The organism is Methanobrevibacter arboriphilus JCM 13429 = DSM 1125 (genome assembly GCF_002072215.1).
Lineage (GTDB): Archaea > Methanobacteriota > Methanobacteria > Methanobacteriales > Methanobacteriaceae > Methanobinarius > Methanobinarius arboriphilicus.
Map to the genome: position 1 here is coordinate 156,858 of NZ_JXMW01000006.1, position 15,943 is coordinate 172,800.

Genomic DNA, 15,943 nt, shown 5'->3' on the forward strand with positions numbered 1-15,943 from the left:
CTTCAATTAAGATATAAAAACCTAAAATTAGATAAAATATAAAACACTTAAATTAATGATAAGGAAATATAAAATTAAGATAGATAGTCAAAAAAAATTATATAATATACTTAAAAATATAATTAATATAAATAAAAGTTCAAAATATAATAGAAAAATAATAGAAAAATAATAAAAATATAATAAAAAAATAATAAAAAAAATATAATAAATTATTTAAAATTATATTTAAATTAGCTATAATAATTCTTTCCTTAAATCAATAGTATCTTTTAAATCAGGACCAGTAGATATTATTGTAACAGGAACACCAGTTTCTTTCTCAATTTCATCAATGAAACTCTTAGTCTCTCCAGAAAGTGCAGAATAATCTTGAGTTCTTTCACAATCAGGGAAAAGACGATCAACACAAGTTAAAGCTATTTGAGTTGCACCATTTATCATACAAGCTTCCTTAGCTAAATCCATATCAAAGAGACCCACTCTTCTTCTTCTTCCTGTAACAGTACCATACTCCTCAATACCCAGTTCTTCAGCTTGATCTTGAGGCATTTCAGATGGGAAAGGCCCTTCACCTACACGAGTAATATAAGATTTAAAAACAATGATAACATCATCAATTTTAGTTGGTCCTACCCCAACATCAGCTGCAAAAGTACTAGCTGTTGTATCTTTACTAGTTACAAAAGGATAAGTTCCATAATAAAGAGAAAGTCCAAAACCTTGAGATCCTTCAATAAAAACTTCCTCACCATTGTCAATAGCTTCATTAACTGCCAAAGGAACATCAGCAGTATAATTTTCAAGTTCAGGAAGGTCTTGAGCCATTTTAGCTGTTCTAAGTACCCTATCAGCGTTAGCTGGACCACATCCAGTTCCAGTACTACCAATTTTCTTGAAAAGATGTTCTGAAGCTTGATCACGCTCTTTATGTTCAGGTTCTATTATAGCACATCGATAATCCATAAAGGACCTGCTTTTAATATCATACTTATCAAGATAATCTAATTCATGGAAAAATACTTCAGGATCAACAAGAACTCCTGCACCAATCAGAAGTTTCGCATCTCTGTTTACAAAACCTGAAGGAGTAAGACGTAAACCATATTTCTCACCATTAAATTCAACTGAATGACCAGCATTCGGTCCAACTCCAGCACGAGCTATTATACTAGGTTTATCATTATCACAAAGATAAGTTATGCATTTTCCTTTACCTTCGTCTCCCCAAGCTCCACCAACTAAAATATTACAAGTCATTTGAATCTCCTAAACCATTAAATAATCATCAAACTTAAATTATGTTAACTTAAATTATAAAAACTTAGATTATAATTAATTAGATTATAATTAACTTAAGTTTTATACAGTTAATATTTATAATAATATAATAATAATTAAATTTTTCATTTTTCTACAATATTATGTTTTTTATAAAGATATTATATTTATAAAGATAATAAACTATTTGATTTTATTAAAATATATTTTTTTAACTTAAAATCAAAAAATCAATCCAATTATACTATTGTTAAATTATCCTATATTAAGTTAATTGTTAATAATGAATAATATGAACAATAAGAGAATTAGTATTAATTTTATTATTAATATAATAGCTATTTTTAATACTATTTCCAATTTCTTGATCGAATTATAAAAATTATTAGAAAATATATTATATTATAAAATATATAAATAATAAAGTAAAATATACATAATTATTTAAAAAATAAATATAAAAATAATAAGATTAAACAAAACTAGCAATAATCTTAATTAATAATATTGTTAAATAACAAAACTATATATATTTTCAATTACAGATGATAATTTATAAATTTCATTTGATATTAGAAAAATTATATTTAAAAAATTATATTTATTTATAAATTATTATTTATAGTAAATTATATTAATATGATAAATATATATAATAAAAAATTGGAAATATTAATAAAGTGAATATATTAGATATTATAAAAGATATATTACGAAAGAAATATTTTTCAAATTAATAAGGGGGTGGAAAATTTGAATATTAATAAAACCAGAGTTGGAATATTTGCAATAATATTAGCATTTTTAATATTATTCTCAATATCAGCAAGTTCAGCATATACTATTGGCAACAACGGATTTGAAGTAACTAATCATGAGGCAGATAGTTTTACACAATTGAGTGCAAATAAAGGAATTCAAACCATTGAGAAAAATAAAGTTCCCAAAAAATGGAAATCCTATAAAGATTATGCTTTCCAAGTAGCTAAAGGAAATAAAATTAAATATAAAGCCTCTATAAATAGTGGAGGCGATATTTTAGTAACTAATTTAAAAGGTATGAAAGTTAAAGGTGCAACTATAGATTTTGGAGATGGTACTAAAAAGAAAACAACTGGATGGATATCACACACATATAAAAAAACTGGGTGGTATTTTATTACAGTAAATCTTAATGGTAGTTGTACAGGTTATACTTTAAATTTTGGTAACCCACAGGATGTAAAAGCAAATGGAAAAATAATCAATGGAACCAAGATATATTTAGTTAAAGTTACTGATGCTCCTCAATTGTCATTGAGCAAATCTCAACCAATAACCGCAGGTTATTATAGTCAAAAAAGTTATAAAAAAGGAAATATAGACTATTTAGTCATTAAGGTAGCTAACTTAGGATCAAAAACTTCAAAAGCAACAAAAGTATCAATGTGGTATCAAAAATCAGGCGATAAAAATATCGGTAAAATTCATCCAAAACTTAAAAAATATACTGCAAGTGCTAAATTAAAAGCATTGAAACCTGGAAAATCAACAAAAATAATATTAAGATTTAAAATACCTAAAAAATATTCAAAACTTGTTAAAAATTTAAGATTAGGTACAAGTAGTTTAAAACAAATTAGTAAAAGAGATGCTTTATATACTCTTAGATAAAAAATCTGATCATTAATTTTTTATTACTAATTTTTTATTATTTATTTTATTTAAATAGTTATCATTTAATTTTGCTCAATCTATCTTTAATTATTATAATATTATATCTTGTTTTTTAGAATTTAATATTATGTTTTTCCATCATCAACCAATATCCAACTTTCATTATATCCTCGAACTGTTCCATTAAGACACCATCCATCACTTAATGAATATATTCTACTATTTTTATCTGCTTTCGCTGAAATATCAACAATAGTCCATTTATTAAATTCTCCACCTTGAATTTCAAATTGAGTGTGACCTCCCCCAGATTTACAGTCAACATGCCTGTATCGAGTTGTGTATATTTGTTTTCCATCTTTTTTAAATTGACTTGCAATATAAACTCCTAATTGTGCAAAATCAGTACAATTCATTGCTTTACCAATGGTTAAATTTTTAATCTCCTGGGACAAAGAATATATATCATTATAATAGTAAGAGTATCCAAAACCGCCCATAAGATCATAAAACTTCGTGAAATTGGATGGAATATATTTTTTACCATTAATATTAACTGTTGGATTATTATATTTAGGAATTAAAACATTAATACTAATTTTAGGTTTATTTATCCAAACATTATTTAATACTTCTTTTGGCTTATCTTTTTTGTATTGTTTAACTCTCTTGTACATTTCATATAATTTAATATAATTAACATAATCTTTCTTGTTTCTACTGTTTAAATAAATAATAGTTGGATTTTTACCATTTTGTTTTCTGTATACTCTTGTTCTTTTAATCATGTCTTGGTAAGTACCATAAGGTATTAAAAGTTCTTTGTTTGATAAATCAGGCAAATATAATTCCTCCATTATGAAACTTCATATTATTTATATTGTCTCTTTATGTTCTTTTAAGAAAATTATTATAGTTATATAGCTATTACTTATATCAACTCACAATTTCAATTTAAAGTTGTTAAGAATATCATTATTATTAACAAGGATCATAAAATCATCTAAATAATTATTAGAAATTTTTAATTTTCTAATTCAGTTAATTCTTCTCCACATATAAATCGCAAGAGATTTTGGTCTATTATCAAATGTCTCTCCTGAACCATTACTATTTATTGTTAAATTATGTCCATGAGCATTAATCGAATGTATGTGCTCACCAGATGATTGAGTAAATGTACTAGCAGATTCTTCTCCCCCACTATTCCAAAACCCAGTACGATTAGTACCTGATTGATAAACTTGATTAGTATAACCTTTATGTGTATGACTACCATTAGAGTTTGTTGTTAATGACACAGAACTAATACTACCACTATGATTATGATTTGGCAAATTGCTAACTGTTAAAGTTTTATTATTACTCCCTGTTGGAGTCATACCAACTAGATTAGGACCTGCACTTACAAGATAAGTATTTTCTTCTATTCTCACCCAATTAGTTCCAGGAAATCTAATATTTGGATTTTCATCTATTAAAAATGAAAAAAAAGGACTTCCAATAGGATATATTAGATTAACCATATCTGATAATTCACCTCTCTCACCACTAAGCCCTATATTCCAATTGTTAAAAGTACCACCATTATTAGCATAAGAAACATTTATAACAAGTGTTCTGTTCGTGTAACTTGTTATTCTACCTATTATATATACAAATGTACTATTTATGGCCTGTATTTTTATAATGTCTCCAACTGCATATGATACTTCATTCTGATTTTTTGAAACTGTAAAAGTGTAAGTTCCAAGCCCAGATATTGTATTACTCGTTACACTTGTTAGTAAAGGATATCCCTTTCCATCAACACCATCTTGTCCATTAGTAACTGTGAAAAAAGATTCTAACGGAGGTTTATTATAATCTATTTTATATGTGTCGATTAACCCTGATGTACTTATCTTAATTATCTTTTCAACACTACGACAATCAATATCACCATTATTTGTTTTATTATAGACGTTAGTAATCACAGGCTTATTGTTATAACCAATAAATGACACTACAACCCTATCTCCAATATCAACATTAAAACTTGTTGCATTAGCCACATAAGATATTTGGGTTCCAGTATCAAGATTAACCTTATATTGAATTCCTTCTTTTCGTATTATTATACCATGAAAAATAGTATTAGTCAAAATAAAACAACTCCTCTTATATTTTATTTTGTACTCAACATGAAAAAATCCCATGCAAAAGTATGAATACTATCCTGATATATACGAAAACTCACATCTTTATTATTATTGCTCACATACCAATTAGCACCAGTGTTAATCAAAGCCCGATCGGATGTTTGTCTTGCATTTTCACTCCATAGCCCAATAACATTCTTTGGAGCAATAGGTAATACATTAACAATAGTAAATGAATTTTGAAGTTGTGAAACTGATATACTTCTCCATTTTAAGACAGTCAACATAAGATTAGTGTTTTTAAAACCATACTGATTCACTGTCAATATATCATCTTTTTTTGATGCTAGTGTTTGTATATTGTCATCAGCTATTTTACTTAGATTTATATTTGCAGATGAACTTATATCTTCATCAATTATAGTCCCATTAGCTATTTTAGATGTAGTCACAGAATTATCACCAATACTATTAGTATTCACAACTATATTTTCAATGTCTTCTTCTATTTGAGATTGCCAATGGGATAACCCACTAATTTGTGAAGATGATAATTCTACTCCACTATTATTATCTAATTTTCTTGTATTGACTTGTAATTTAATATTGGTTATTGTACATGAACCTGTAAAAGTAACTGCTATTTTAATTTCATCATCAGTTATATTGTAATTTGTTAAGTCTTCACCATTATTTATGGTCCTTATTGTTGTGTTATTATTATCTTTTAATGTTATCGTTAAATTATTAACATTTGTTCCTTCAAATTGGATTTTATTCCAATTTTTAAACAAAGATAAAACAACTTTAGTATTAAGTGTGAAACTATTATCATTAACACCAACTAATGTGTTACCATTATTGATTGTAGTATTGTTAACAAGCGTAATATCAAGAAACAAAGCTTTTTGAACTGTTTCAGTGTTATTAAACACATTATTCTCAAATTGTGAAGGTATATTAACCTGTCCAACCATATTAAACATAGTAGGCAACATTATAGCACTATTCAAATATGAATCATACACTCCATCATTAACTCTTTGGTAAGGGTTTTTATTATCATAAGCCATATTATCTTACCTCTTCACATTCATTAATATTGGTTTCTACTGTTATTACTTCTCCATAACATTCTAAACATTCATAATCCTTATTAAATATCATTGTTATCTCTTTATTATTTACTTTTATAAAATCTTCTTGGAAGAATATTGCACTAGCTAATAACTCATCAATTTTTAATTCTACTTCAGAATTAGCTTCTATCCCTTGTCTTAATTTTTCAGTATCAATCATTTAGTATCACCTCATAAGGTAAATAATCAATTATAAATTCTATTAAACTTGTATCTACACCATCTGGAACATTTATTCTTGCAACAGCACTAGTAGGTTCAGTTAATAAATCATTTTCTATTGTACTACTACTTACAAGTTCATTAATATTAGATTCATTACTAAAATGAAAACCATTACCAATATAACCAATAGTTATATAACCATCTGCATCATTAGTTTGTGTAAGGACTAATTGATTCAAAAAATACTCTAATCCCCTTATAGTCATCACATTATAATTATTTAACATTATTATTGCCCGATATTCATTATCAGACCACTCTGAATTTCTTTTTATATTGAATTCTATTGCTAATAAATCAAGATAAGATTTTTCACATCTTACAGGACTCATATTAAGTGCTAATTTATTTACTTCATCAGAAAGATAATCAAAAGATTTGCCTATTAAATTATAGAAAAACCAACCCATATCACTTTCAGGATTCATGAAATTATTGTTTTCATCAAAGTTTTCACAAATAAAATTCCCATAATTAGAACTATCATCATAACTCATAAGCATTCACCCTTGTATTACTTGTAAATCTCCTTCAATGACAGCATACTCATCATTTTCAAGATTAATTTCTTCATAACCAGTTAATTGTGTGAATTGGATACCTTCAACTGATTCACAAAGATATCCAACACATGATGGTTTAAAAACTTCTCCTAATTTTAAATTAACCACATAATTACTAACAGCATTTATTATTTGGGTTTTTATCACACTAAAACTATAGCCACTTCGTACATGAACAATTATACTCATACCATTATCAATGACACTTCTAGGATTTGCTGGAGAAAAATTAATTGTTAAATTAACTATATCATTTTCTTTTTGATTAAACAAATTAGCTAAATCAGTATTCGTTACATTGGAGGTTGGTTTGTAAACTATTTCACCATTAGTAGGAGATAATTTATGATAATAAGCATTGCTTACAAGGGTTTCAGCTACTTTTTCATACCATTTAACAGTACCCACAGGATAATTAAGATGAGAATCAACAATACGATCCCTATATGAATCATCATCTTCTTCATCCACCCCATCAGTTATATCATTTAAATTGGTAACTGTTAAATCATAAGGAAGGTCTGTTAGAATAATATTAATGCTACCTGCTTTTACATTCCCTATACTACCTGCTTCTTCACAGATTATCTCTGCATTTGCTGTTGTTTGTCCTACTTCAAATTTAACATCTTCTGCGAGTAAAAATATTATTGTGTCATCTGTTGATATTTCTGTTCCTTCAAAAATAGTTATAGGAGTATTAAGACTGTTAGCAAGAGTTAATAATACATTGCTTGTACTAAAATTTGCTTCTTCTCGATATATTCCTTTTTGGGCACCAAAATCATCAAGTGCATCACCAGTAGCATATTTAAATAATAATTCTTGCTTAATTGTTTCCATGTAAAATTCAATATCATATTGACAATCAGATTGATTAACAAGCTCAAAAAGATTCATACTACCATTACTAAAATCATTAACTGTCGCAACCCCAGTATAATAAGATTTACTTACACGGTCGATATTTTCTTCTACTATCTCAGTAAATCGTCTTTCTGTTCCATCAACCCTCGTGAATATCTTTTCCTCAACTTCTACCATAATATATCCTCCAATTTTAGTTCCTCACCATTAATTAAAATAACGTTTAATTTATATTCACCATTTTCATATGTAGCTAATGCTGATTCAACTCTTTCATCTTTAAGACATTGAGTTTCAAGTTCTAAGCAGACAAGAGATTGATTAGTTTTATCATCATCCAAACTTACATAGTCTTTTAAATAACTACCATAATCTTCATCAATATATGAATATGTACCCTTATATGTCTTTAATCTATTATTAAGACTTTGTTTTACATTATACACACCACTAACGGTACTTACCTGCCCTTTACTATCTAATCGCCCATGACTTGCCAAATCTGTACCATAATCCATATTATTTCACCACTTTTTGTTGAATATATTTTTTACAAAAGCTTGAACTACAATCATATACTTTCCCACCGTATTTATTCCAAAGATGACCATAAGAACCATTACTCCAAATACCTGTTCCATTAATAATATTAACTTTTACTCCAGCTCCTTTGCACATTAAATAAAATGTCCATGCAAACCAAACACAATTTCCTGTGTGATCTTCCCAATTTTTTTTCAAATAACTAGTATTAAGCGTAAATGGGTTACCGGATCCATTATCCGACCAATTATAATAATATTTATATTCATATTTTCCGTTTCCCCCATCATGTCTTAACCAATTGTATATTGCTTTTACAGTATCCAAATTGTTGCTTTTTTTCAATGATTTACCTTTTAACATTATGGTTTTTTCAATTTGACTGTTAGCATCTGATACAGTAACACTACTAGTACCATTACTTTTATTTTCAGAATATTCTGTCCCAGGTGAAGGTATTTTATCATAAAGTGTTAATTGCATATCTTCTTGACCTGTATCTATTGCCCCAATAAAAAAGGTTTTAGTCTTTTCAACTAATGGGGGACGTAATTCAATATAACGTCCCTCACTAACACCCTTTAATGGAGGTATGGTTAGTTTAAAATCTTTTTTAGGTGTATTTTTTTCCTTATAATCCTTTTTCAATTCAACAAGTGCCTGTTTTTTATCATTAATATTTGTTTCTTGTTTAGTAACTGTTGAACTAGTTTTATTAGATTTTTTAAGAGTGCTTCTAGATATATTAGATAATTCTTTACCAGTGACGCCACAAAAATCAGCTCTACATTCAGTACACCATATTTGACCATTTTTACCCCATTTGCCATGACAATTACCATGTCCTGAAAGTTTACCAGATACTCCACATTCAGTGCAATAATTTTTCCAAGTGTGAGTGGTTAATTTTTTATTCCAAGGTCCACGTGAAGGACGACAAGTGATTGTTATAGTATTTTTATCTACTATCCAATTAACCCCTGCATCAACTTCACATCCTTTAAATGTTGCCAATATCATCACCTTTTGTAGATCTTATATGTTTTAAGATTTTTTCGCGTACTCATTGGTTTTAGTAGTCTTGTGAATCCTGTATAATCAAAGTCTTTCCATCCTTTACTGTTTTTGTATTGTACAGTACGATGTGTTCCACTACTAGCATATTTTGAATAGTATGATATTATTTTACAAGGGATTTTATTAGATTTAAGCCTACTAAAAATATTATCACTCATACAAAAACAATCACAACTAGAATAAGAAGTATTCCTAAGATTCTTATTGATATCATCTATTATCTTTTTAATATCAGAATCTTCTTTATCTCCATCATCAGAAGGTTTAGGATTATCAGATAATATTTTTGCTAACTCTATATTTCCCCATATTGCTTTTAAATTATTATTATCAAAAGATTTAATAGTATTATAATTAGCATCCATTAAAATCCCACCAGTAATAATATCAGAGTAATCCAAAGTATCAGTGAATTTAATTGCACTTTTAAGACTGTAACCTTTCATTTTTTGAGGATATGGTTTATATATTAGGTTTCCGTTTTCATCAACATCAAAAAAAATAAGAGTGCCTTTTTTATATTCAAGATTGATTAGATTACTTATAATTTCAAGTAATGTTTTGTCCTGAAAACTCAAACTAGGAAATATTGTTTTTGTTTTGCCTAATTTTAGTTTGAATATTCCATTACCCTTCTTAAGATATTTAATAAACAATAACTTCACAATATTACTTGTTGTTTGATTATTATATGAAATTGTAGCAGTGCTTAGTAAAAATCGTTTGTAATCTAAACAATCATAGGAGTAAAAATCTCCTGTTTCATGATTTCTTTTTATTATTTGACCACCAAAAGTTCTATGATGAGGACTAACTAATTTAACATGAGTTCCAGGTGATAGTTTAATGGGTGATTTGAATGTTAGGCTTCCAGCTTTATTCCAATCTCTTTTAATACTCCAATCTGTTAACATAGGTATTTCATTGAAAGTGTTACTTGTACTGGTTATTTTATCCAATTCTTGATACTTTGTGTAGAGTTTTGCAGTCATAATGGACTCACTCCCACACTTTCAAATTTCAATTCAGCTCCCTTAATATGGGTTGTTTCAATGTTAAATCTTTTTTTAATATAAGTTTTACAGTTTTTATCCCATTTACCAGTTACACTAATTTTAGCTTTTCTTTTCTGCCATTTTTCAAACTCTCTTTGAGTATAAGTACACCATATCCCATCATGCAAATAATTCAGGTAATACCCATCAGACCTTAATAGTTTCTGTAAATAATAAACACACTTAGATTTATTTTTACAATTTTTAACTAGAGTACATTTATATAAAGCCTTAATATAAGCAGGTGCATTAGTTTTACTATTTTTTATACTTTTTACAGTTGTTTTTTTATAATTAAAAGTATTAAAATTCTTAGTACTTAGTTTAAAGTTTTCAGACCCTTCAACAACCCAAGTGTATTTTCTTTCACCACCAACAGTTAGTTCTTCATCAAGACTAGTTATTTTACCATTAAACTTTATCTCCCCAATTATTATATTTGCAATATTTTTCTTAGTATAGTCTCTTAATTTATAATATATAGGCCTATAAGTCTTTATATCATCTTTTGTTAATATATTTTCAAATTTAAAAACATAGCTAAGATCACCTTGAGGAATATGATAAGTTTTACCTGTTGTTAATTGTCCTTTGATGAAATTAAGAGTATTTTCTGTTTTAACCCCAGTGTTTTGTATTATTTTAACATTACCCAAAATAGGCACTCCTTTTATACTAACATGCACCATTATTAAACAACTCCCATAGTTCTTAAACCTTCAAGATTATCTTTTTTATCTAATAAATCAACAAGATAATTAACAACATCCCTTTCAGTAACTAAACCATTTAAATTAATAATATTAGTACTCTTATTTGAAGGATACAGCATACTATTACTAGACTCTTCAAAAGGACTACCTGCAAGATCATTTTTATAATTTTCTTCATAAGGACTACCCGCAGGATTATTTCCACTAATTGAATTAATAGCTATACTCGCTAAGCCTCCACTAATAGAATCCAATGCTGATACAAAAGCATTCCAAGCTGCTTGTCCTGCATTGCTGAAAACACTTATAACTTTACCTGCAACACCACTAATCGCACTGTAAATTCTGTTTGGCAAAGTTGTGAAAAAGCTAACAACCGTGTTAACAAAGTTTCTTGCAACATTTAAACCTACACTTAAAATATTAAGTCCCCAAGAGATTATTTGAGATATTATTAAACTCAAATATGACCAAATCATAGCAGGTAATTGAGCAATCCAGGCAATTGCACCCGTTACAAAAGTTACAATAGCTAAATATGCTCCAGTTAATGCTTCTATAAGAGCATGCCAAGCTCCAATTAATGATTCCCATATTATATTTGCTACATACTGTAAACCTTGCCATAATCCATCAATAATCGCTTTCAATTGTTCACAATTATAATAAAGATAAACAAGAGCAGCTATTAGTGCCACAATTGCGATAACAATTAAAAAAATTGGATTTAAGCTCATAACAACATTAAGAATCGTCTGTGCTGCAGCTTGAGCATAAGTTGCCAAAGTTAAAACACCTGTTTTTATAGCACTTGCTGCTGCCATCGCTCCAGATTTAACATAATTACCTGCTGCAGTCAATGCTCCTTTACCAGAGGCTAAAAATGCACTTCCAAGATTTTTTAGTTTTGATCCAGTGTTTGTTAAAAACGTTCCTATTTTAGAACTAGCATTTCCAAAAGTATTTTTAATAACTTCCCCAAAACCACGAATTTTACCCCCAGTAGTTTCAAAAGCAGAACGTATACTAGCTAATGATTTATTTATTGCTCCTCCTTCTCCAAGAAATTTAAATTTTACCCCAACAGATTTAAGAACGTCATCAAAGTTTTCTAAAGCATCTCTTATATTTACTAAAGTTTCTGAAAAAGTTAAAAGAGATTCTCCAGCAGTCGAAAAAGTTTCTATAGATGATTGAACTGCTCCAGATAGTCCTCCTAAAGAAGGAATTAAAACATTGATTTGATATGTTAATTCAGTGCATAAAGATTTAAAGTTTTCTAAACTAATTGATGCATTATCTAATGTTGACCCATCAACAAAAATACCAACTGATCCATTTTGCAATTCTTTAAGGCTTGTTTGTAATTTTTCTAAAGAAGAATCATCAATATTTGTACTGATATTGATTTGATTGTTTTCACTTGTCATTTATGATTGCTCCTTAATTTTTATAAAAAATAATGAATATTGATAATAATAAATAAAAATATGTAAAAATTGAGAAATACTTTAAAAATATGAAAATAAAATATAAGAGTAAAATATAAGAATAAACTATAATAATAAACTATAAAAATAAAATATAAAAATAAAAGTAAAATGATATTATTATTGATTAAAAAATATTTTATAATTAATTTACTAAAAATCTATTTTAGTAATATAAATAACATTACGAATTTATTTCTTTGCTCCCATCATTTTACTCTTGTATCTTAGCACCTCATTGCTTATAACATCAAAACTTATTCTAACAATTGGAGGATAATCCCCATATTCTTTCAAATCTAGAGTAATTACTCCACTGCAAAATAATCTTGTTAAATGTCCAATTTTTCCTTTTTCAAAATTGAGGTGCTGCTTTAAAAAGGTAATTGTTGATTTTTCATTACATTTTCGTCAAAACCAGATTCTTGAAGTATTTTATAAGCTATAACAATTGCTAAACCACCTGGTAAAAATTTATCTAATTGTTTTTCAGAGAATAAATCTTTAGTTTTAGGATTATAAAGAGACTTAGACAAAAGATAAGGAATTCTTTCATTTTCTTTTTTATCATACATTTGCATTATTATTTCTTGATTTATTAATTTGAAATGTATTTTTATTATCCCATCACCTAATCTAAATTTTTCTGTTTGATAATATTCATTTCCTTGAGTTATTTTAGACTCAGTTTCATTTAACAATTGATCAAGAGTTTTTTCTACTATTTTTGGTTTTTTTTCTATGTTATTCATATTTTCAACCATTTATATAATCCTCCAAAAAAATAAATAAAAAATGGTATTTTTAAGCTTTTTTATAATCAAAGGTAATTTTATTAAATTTACAATCAAAAGACCTAGTCACACCATCTGTAGGAGTCCATTCAGAACCTCTAAGTATAAATCCATTAGATCCAGTGATAGTTCTTTGATATGGTTCTCCTTTCTGAGTGAATGCTATTCCGCTGAATGTTGCTTTATCTATATTCCTAGACTTTATCAGCTTTTCTAACTCAACTAATTCCTCAACATCATCAGGTAATTCCAATCCTTCAATGGTTATAGTTCCCCCAGTATTGTTAGAGGGTAAAATCACATCACCATCACTTGTTACTACTGAACTAGAATCATCATTCTCTTCAACACTCACACTAGTAATATGAGATATTTTTAAATTATCTATTTCTGCTTTTGCTTCATTTAATACATAAACCATAATATCATTCCTCATTTATTTCAAGAGATATTGAAACATCAAATTTTCCAATTATATCATCTTCATTAACTTTAAGTGTTAATTGAGCTTTATCTTGTCCAATTTTATTGAGAGTATAGTTTAAATCAGTGATATAACCTAAACCAACATATTTATTTTTTATTGAAATTAAAGTTCCTATTAGTCCAGGATAAGTTAAAGACCTACTGTTATCCTTCCCAATTGTATCTTCAATCAATCTCCTAACTTCATTAATAATTAAATGATATACTCTTTCAATTTTCAAATCATTCATTGATGGAGTATTACTGTTGATTATTTGTACTATACCATTAACTTTATCACGATATCCAACAGCTAAACTACCATTATTAATAATTGCATTGTATACTTCTTCTGAATATTTTTCTTTAGTTATCTCACCACTCACTCCATCAAGTATAAAATAAGTTTCACTTACATTTTCATTGTGACCTGCTGTAACTGCAGTATGGTAAATCACACTTTCAGACAGACTATAATTATAAAGATTTTTACTTATTGGAGTTGTTATCACCTTATAAATACCTCCATCCGCAAATTCCACAGATATACTCTGAATTTTCTCTAAAGTTGGTTCAATATAAGTGTTTAATCCAAAAGCATTCATTTTTTTAAACTCATTATCTCTAAAAACTTTATACATTGTTAATTGATTAGGTGTTAACTCATAGGGAATGGCCAAAATATTAAAATGTACATCTTTTAATTCTTCAAAAATATTAGCCAATTTTTCATCAGTTAAGCTATAATCATATTCATTTTCACCAGTTGTTAAATTACATAAAATAACATCTTTTATATTATTATTTTCAGACAAAATCTGCAGATATCTGTAACCTACTGCATCTTCATCAGTTGTTTTTTGTTCAATAATCGCTGTTTGAATATTCTTATATGATTTAAACACAAAAGAACTATCTTTAAATGGAGCTACAATACAAACAACATTACTATAATTAATTCTAGGAACTACTCCTGCACTCTCAGTTATATTTATTAATGGTTCACCCAACATTTTTATCACTCCTAAATATTTAAAGCTTTTATTAGCTTTTCATCTTTTAATTTTATATTTAACTAATCATTGAACATTTAGTTCAATTCCACCAAACAAAATATCCAAATCACTAAAATCTTCTTCTAAACTATATACATCCATTTCATTAAGTTGTAATGTTAAATTACGATTTAAAATACAATCATCACTATAAGAAGTAATACTACTCATTATTTTTAGTTGCCTTCTTTGAATCTCAATATTATTTCTAAGAACTTTTTTAATTTGCTTGATACACAAATTAATAGCCTCACTAGCTATTTCATAATCAGAATTCCTATTAGTGATAATTAATTCAACAGTTGCTAAAAAATGGTCTGAGTCACTAGTCTGTTTGTTATATTGGTTACTAATATGATCTATGAAAATACAATCGTTTTCATTTTCAATATTGGATTGAGCTTGAAAAGCAATCATATGCCTATTTATAACAGGATTATCACAATCAGATAAAATATGATATATTAATACATCACTACTTAATGTGTTATCAAATTCCATTTAAAAAAAATCTCCTTTTTAATTATTCAATATTTAATTAATTGATAATAAATTATCTATAGAATATGGAGGAGGAATAAAGCTCCCATAAATACTTAAAGAAAATTTTTTAGAAATTTTTTCATAAAAATATTTCAAAAAATAATTTAAGATATTTTTTATATTAAAATCTCCATAATACTTAATTTCATTATTAAAGATTAAATAAAAAACATAAAAATACATAATAAATTTTTCCTAATTAATCACTAAATTACTAATATAAAAAACATAAAATTCTATAAATAAATTATCATTACAGTTAAAGTCATCTAGAATTTCCATATAAAATTTCCATATAAAAAAAGTCCCAAATTCAGCCATAATAAGATATAATGA

General features: G+C 27.1%; 17 protein-coding genes. 1 reads left to right on the plus strand and 16 read right to left on the minus strand.

The window, feature by feature from the left end; genetic code table 11:
- Positions 1-237: 237 nt before the first annotated feature.
- Entirely contained in the window at positions 238-1,260 is a 1,023-nt protein-coding gene (locus MBBAR_RS04450) for an adenylosuccinate synthetase (protein WP_080460060.1), read from the minus strand.
- 774 nt (positions 1,261-2,034) lie between these two features.
- On the opposite strand from MBBAR_RS04450, the gene MBBAR_RS04455 reads away from it, so the two are divergent.
- On the plus strand, positions 2,035-2,934 hold the full coding sequence (locus MBBAR_RS04455) for a hypothetical protein (protein WP_080460061.1): 900 nt from the start codon (positions 2,035-2,037) through the stop codon (positions 2,932-2,934).
- A 128-nt stretch (positions 2,935-3,062) separates the two neighbouring features.
- Here the strand turns inward: MBBAR_RS04455 and MBBAR_RS04460 are convergent, their stop codons facing one another.
- From MBBAR_RS04460 to MBBAR_RS04530, 15 genes are all read right to left on the minus strand, one after another.
- Complete coding sequence (locus tag MBBAR_RS04460; RefSeq protein WP_080460062.1) at positions 3,063-3,794, minus strand: hypothetical protein; 732 nt, start codon at positions 3,792-3,794, stop codon at positions 3,063-3,065.
- 180 nt (positions 3,795-3,974) lie between these two features.
- Complete coding sequence (locus MBBAR_RS04465; protein ID WP_080460063.1) at positions 3,975-5,081, minus strand: phage baseplate protein; 1,107 nt, start codon at positions 5,079-5,081, stop codon at positions 3,975-3,977.
- A gap of 23 nt (positions 5,082-5,104) precedes the next feature.
- A complete protein-coding gene (locus MBBAR_RS04470) occupies positions 5,105-6,151 on the minus strand; it encodes a hypothetical protein (RefSeq protein ID WP_080460064.1) in 1,047 nt (348 codons plus the stop codon).
- 1 nt (position 6,152) lies between these two features.
- Complete coding sequence (locus MBBAR_RS04475) at positions 6,153-6,377, minus strand: hypothetical protein (RefSeq protein ID WP_080460065.1); 225 nt, start codon at positions 6,375-6,377, stop codon at positions 6,153-6,155.
- Complete coding sequence (locus MBBAR_RS04480; RefSeq protein WP_080460066.1) at positions 6,370-6,939, minus strand: hypothetical protein; 570 nt, start codon at positions 6,937-6,939, stop codon at positions 6,370-6,372. The genes MBBAR_RS04475 and MBBAR_RS04480 overlap by 8 nt, the downstream gene beginning before the upstream one ends.
- A gap of 6 nt (positions 6,940-6,945) precedes the next feature.
- Positions 6,946-8,049: a baseplate J/gp47 family protein gene (locus MBBAR_RS04485; protein WP_080460067.1), complete on the minus strand. Its 1,104-nt coding sequence runs from the start codon at positions 8,047-8,049 to the stop codon at positions 6,946-6,948.
- Positions 8,043-8,390 carry a hypothetical protein gene (locus MBBAR_RS04490; RefSeq protein WP_080460068.1) on the minus strand — a complete coding sequence of 116 codons (348 nt, stop codon included), beginning with the start codon at positions 8,388-8,390 and terminating at the stop codon, positions 8,043-8,045. Before MBBAR_RS04490 ends, MBBAR_RS04485 begins: the two co-directional genes overlap by 7 nt.
- Position 8,391: 1 nt before the next feature.
- On the minus strand, positions 8,392-9,429 hold the full coding sequence (locus tag MBBAR_RS04495; protein ID WP_080460069.1) for a transglutaminase domain-containing protein: 1,038 nt from the start codon (positions 9,427-9,429) through the stop codon (positions 8,392-8,394).
- 5 nt (positions 9,430-9,434) lie between these two features.
- A complete protein-coding gene (locus MBBAR_RS04500; protein ID WP_080460070.1) occupies positions 9,435-10,484 on the minus strand; it encodes an XkdQ/YqbQ family protein in 1,050 nt (349 codons plus the stop codon).
- On the minus strand, positions 10,481-11,236 hold the full coding sequence (locus tag MBBAR_RS04505; RefSeq protein WP_080460071.1) for a hypothetical protein: 756 nt from the start codon (positions 11,234-11,236) through the stop codon (positions 10,481-10,483). Before MBBAR_RS04505 ends, MBBAR_RS04500 begins: the two co-directional genes overlap by 4 nt.
- A 2-nt stretch (positions 11,237-11,238) precedes the next feature.
- Positions 11,239-12,690 (minus strand): phage tail protein, encoded by a 1,452-nt coding sequence (locus MBBAR_RS04510; protein WP_080460072.1) that lies wholly within the window; start codon positions 12,688-12,690, stop codon positions 11,239-11,241.
- Between the two features lie 434 nt (positions 12,691-13,124).
- Entirely contained in the window at positions 13,125-13,514 is a 390-nt protein-coding gene (locus MBBAR_RS04515; protein WP_080460073.1) for a hypothetical protein, read from the minus strand.
- A gap of 40 nt (positions 13,515-13,554) precedes the next feature.
- The gene (locus MBBAR_RS04520) at positions 13,555-13,965 is read right to left on the minus strand and encodes a hypothetical protein (RefSeq protein WP_080460074.1); all 411 of its coding nucleotides are present in this window, start codon (positions 13,963-13,965) and stop codon (positions 13,555-13,557) included.
- Positions 13,966-13,969: 4 nt separating this feature from the next.
- Positions 13,970-15,022, minus strand: a complete 1,053-nt coding sequence (locus tag MBBAR_RS04525) for a hypothetical protein (RefSeq protein WP_080460075.1) — start codon at positions 15,020-15,022, stop codon at positions 13,970-13,972.
- A gap of 66 nt (positions 15,023-15,088) precedes the next feature.
- Positions 15,089-15,565: a hypothetical protein gene (locus MBBAR_RS04530; protein WP_080460076.1), complete on the minus strand. Its 477-nt coding sequence runs from the start codon at positions 15,563-15,565 to the stop codon at positions 15,089-15,091.
- Positions 15,566-15,943: the final 378 nt, after the last annotated feature.

Bases quoted from the DNA above. Each gene is read 5' to 3' on its own strand.
- MBBAR_RS04525 (WP_080460075.1), bottom strand. From the start codon at position 15,022: ATGTTGGGTGAACCATTAATAAATATAACTGAGAGTGCAGGAGTAGTT.
- MBBAR_RS04510 (WP_080460072.1), bottom strand. From the start codon at position 12,690: ATGACAAGTGAAAACAATCAAATCAATATCAGTACAAATATTGATGAT.
- MBBAR_RS04505 (WP_080460071.1), bottom strand. From the start codon at position 11,236: ATGGTGCATGTTAGTATAAAAGGAGTGCCTATTTTGGGTAATGTTAAA.
- MBBAR_RS04490 (WP_080460068.1), bottom strand. From the start codon at position 8,390: ATGGATTATGGTACAGATTTGGCAAGTCATGGGCGATTAGATAGTAAA.
- MBBAR_RS04470 (WP_080460064.1), bottom strand. From the start codon at position 6,151: ATGGCTTATGATAATAAAAACCCTTACCAAAGAGTTAATGATGGAGTG.
- MBBAR_RS04450 (WP_080460060.1), bottom strand. From the start codon at position 1,260: ATGACTTGTAATATTTTAGTTGGTGGAGCTTGGGGAGACGAAGGTAAA.
- MBBAR_RS04530 (WP_080460076.1), bottom strand. From the start codon at position 15,565: ATGGAATTTGATAACACATTAAGTAGTGATGTATTAATATATCATATT.
- MBBAR_RS04500 (WP_080460070.1), bottom strand. From the start codon at position 10,484: ATGACTGCAAAACTCTACACAAAGTATCAAGAATTGGATAAAATAACC.
- MBBAR_RS04515 (WP_080460073.1), bottom strand. From the start codon at position 13,514: ATGGTTGAAAATATGAATAACATAGAAAAAAAACCAAAAATAGTAGAA.
- MBBAR_RS04480 (WP_080460066.1), bottom strand. From the start codon at position 6,939: ATGAGTTATGATGATAGTTCTAATTATGGGAATTTTATTTGTGAAAAC.
- MBBAR_RS04485 (WP_080460067.1), bottom strand. From the start codon at position 8,049: ATGGTAGAAGTTGAGGAAAAGATATTCACGAGGGTTGATGGAACAGAA.
- MBBAR_RS04460 (WP_080460062.1), bottom strand. From the start codon at position 3,794: ATGGAGGAATTATATTTGCCTGATTTATCAAACAAAGAACTTTTAATA.
- MBBAR_RS04475 (WP_080460065.1), bottom strand. From the start codon at position 6,377: ATGATTGATACTGAAAAATTAAGACAAGGGATAGAAGCTAATTCTGAA.
- MBBAR_RS04520 (WP_080460074.1), bottom strand. From the start codon at position 13,965: ATGGTTTATGTATTAAATGAAGCAAAAGCAGAAATAGATAATTTAAAA.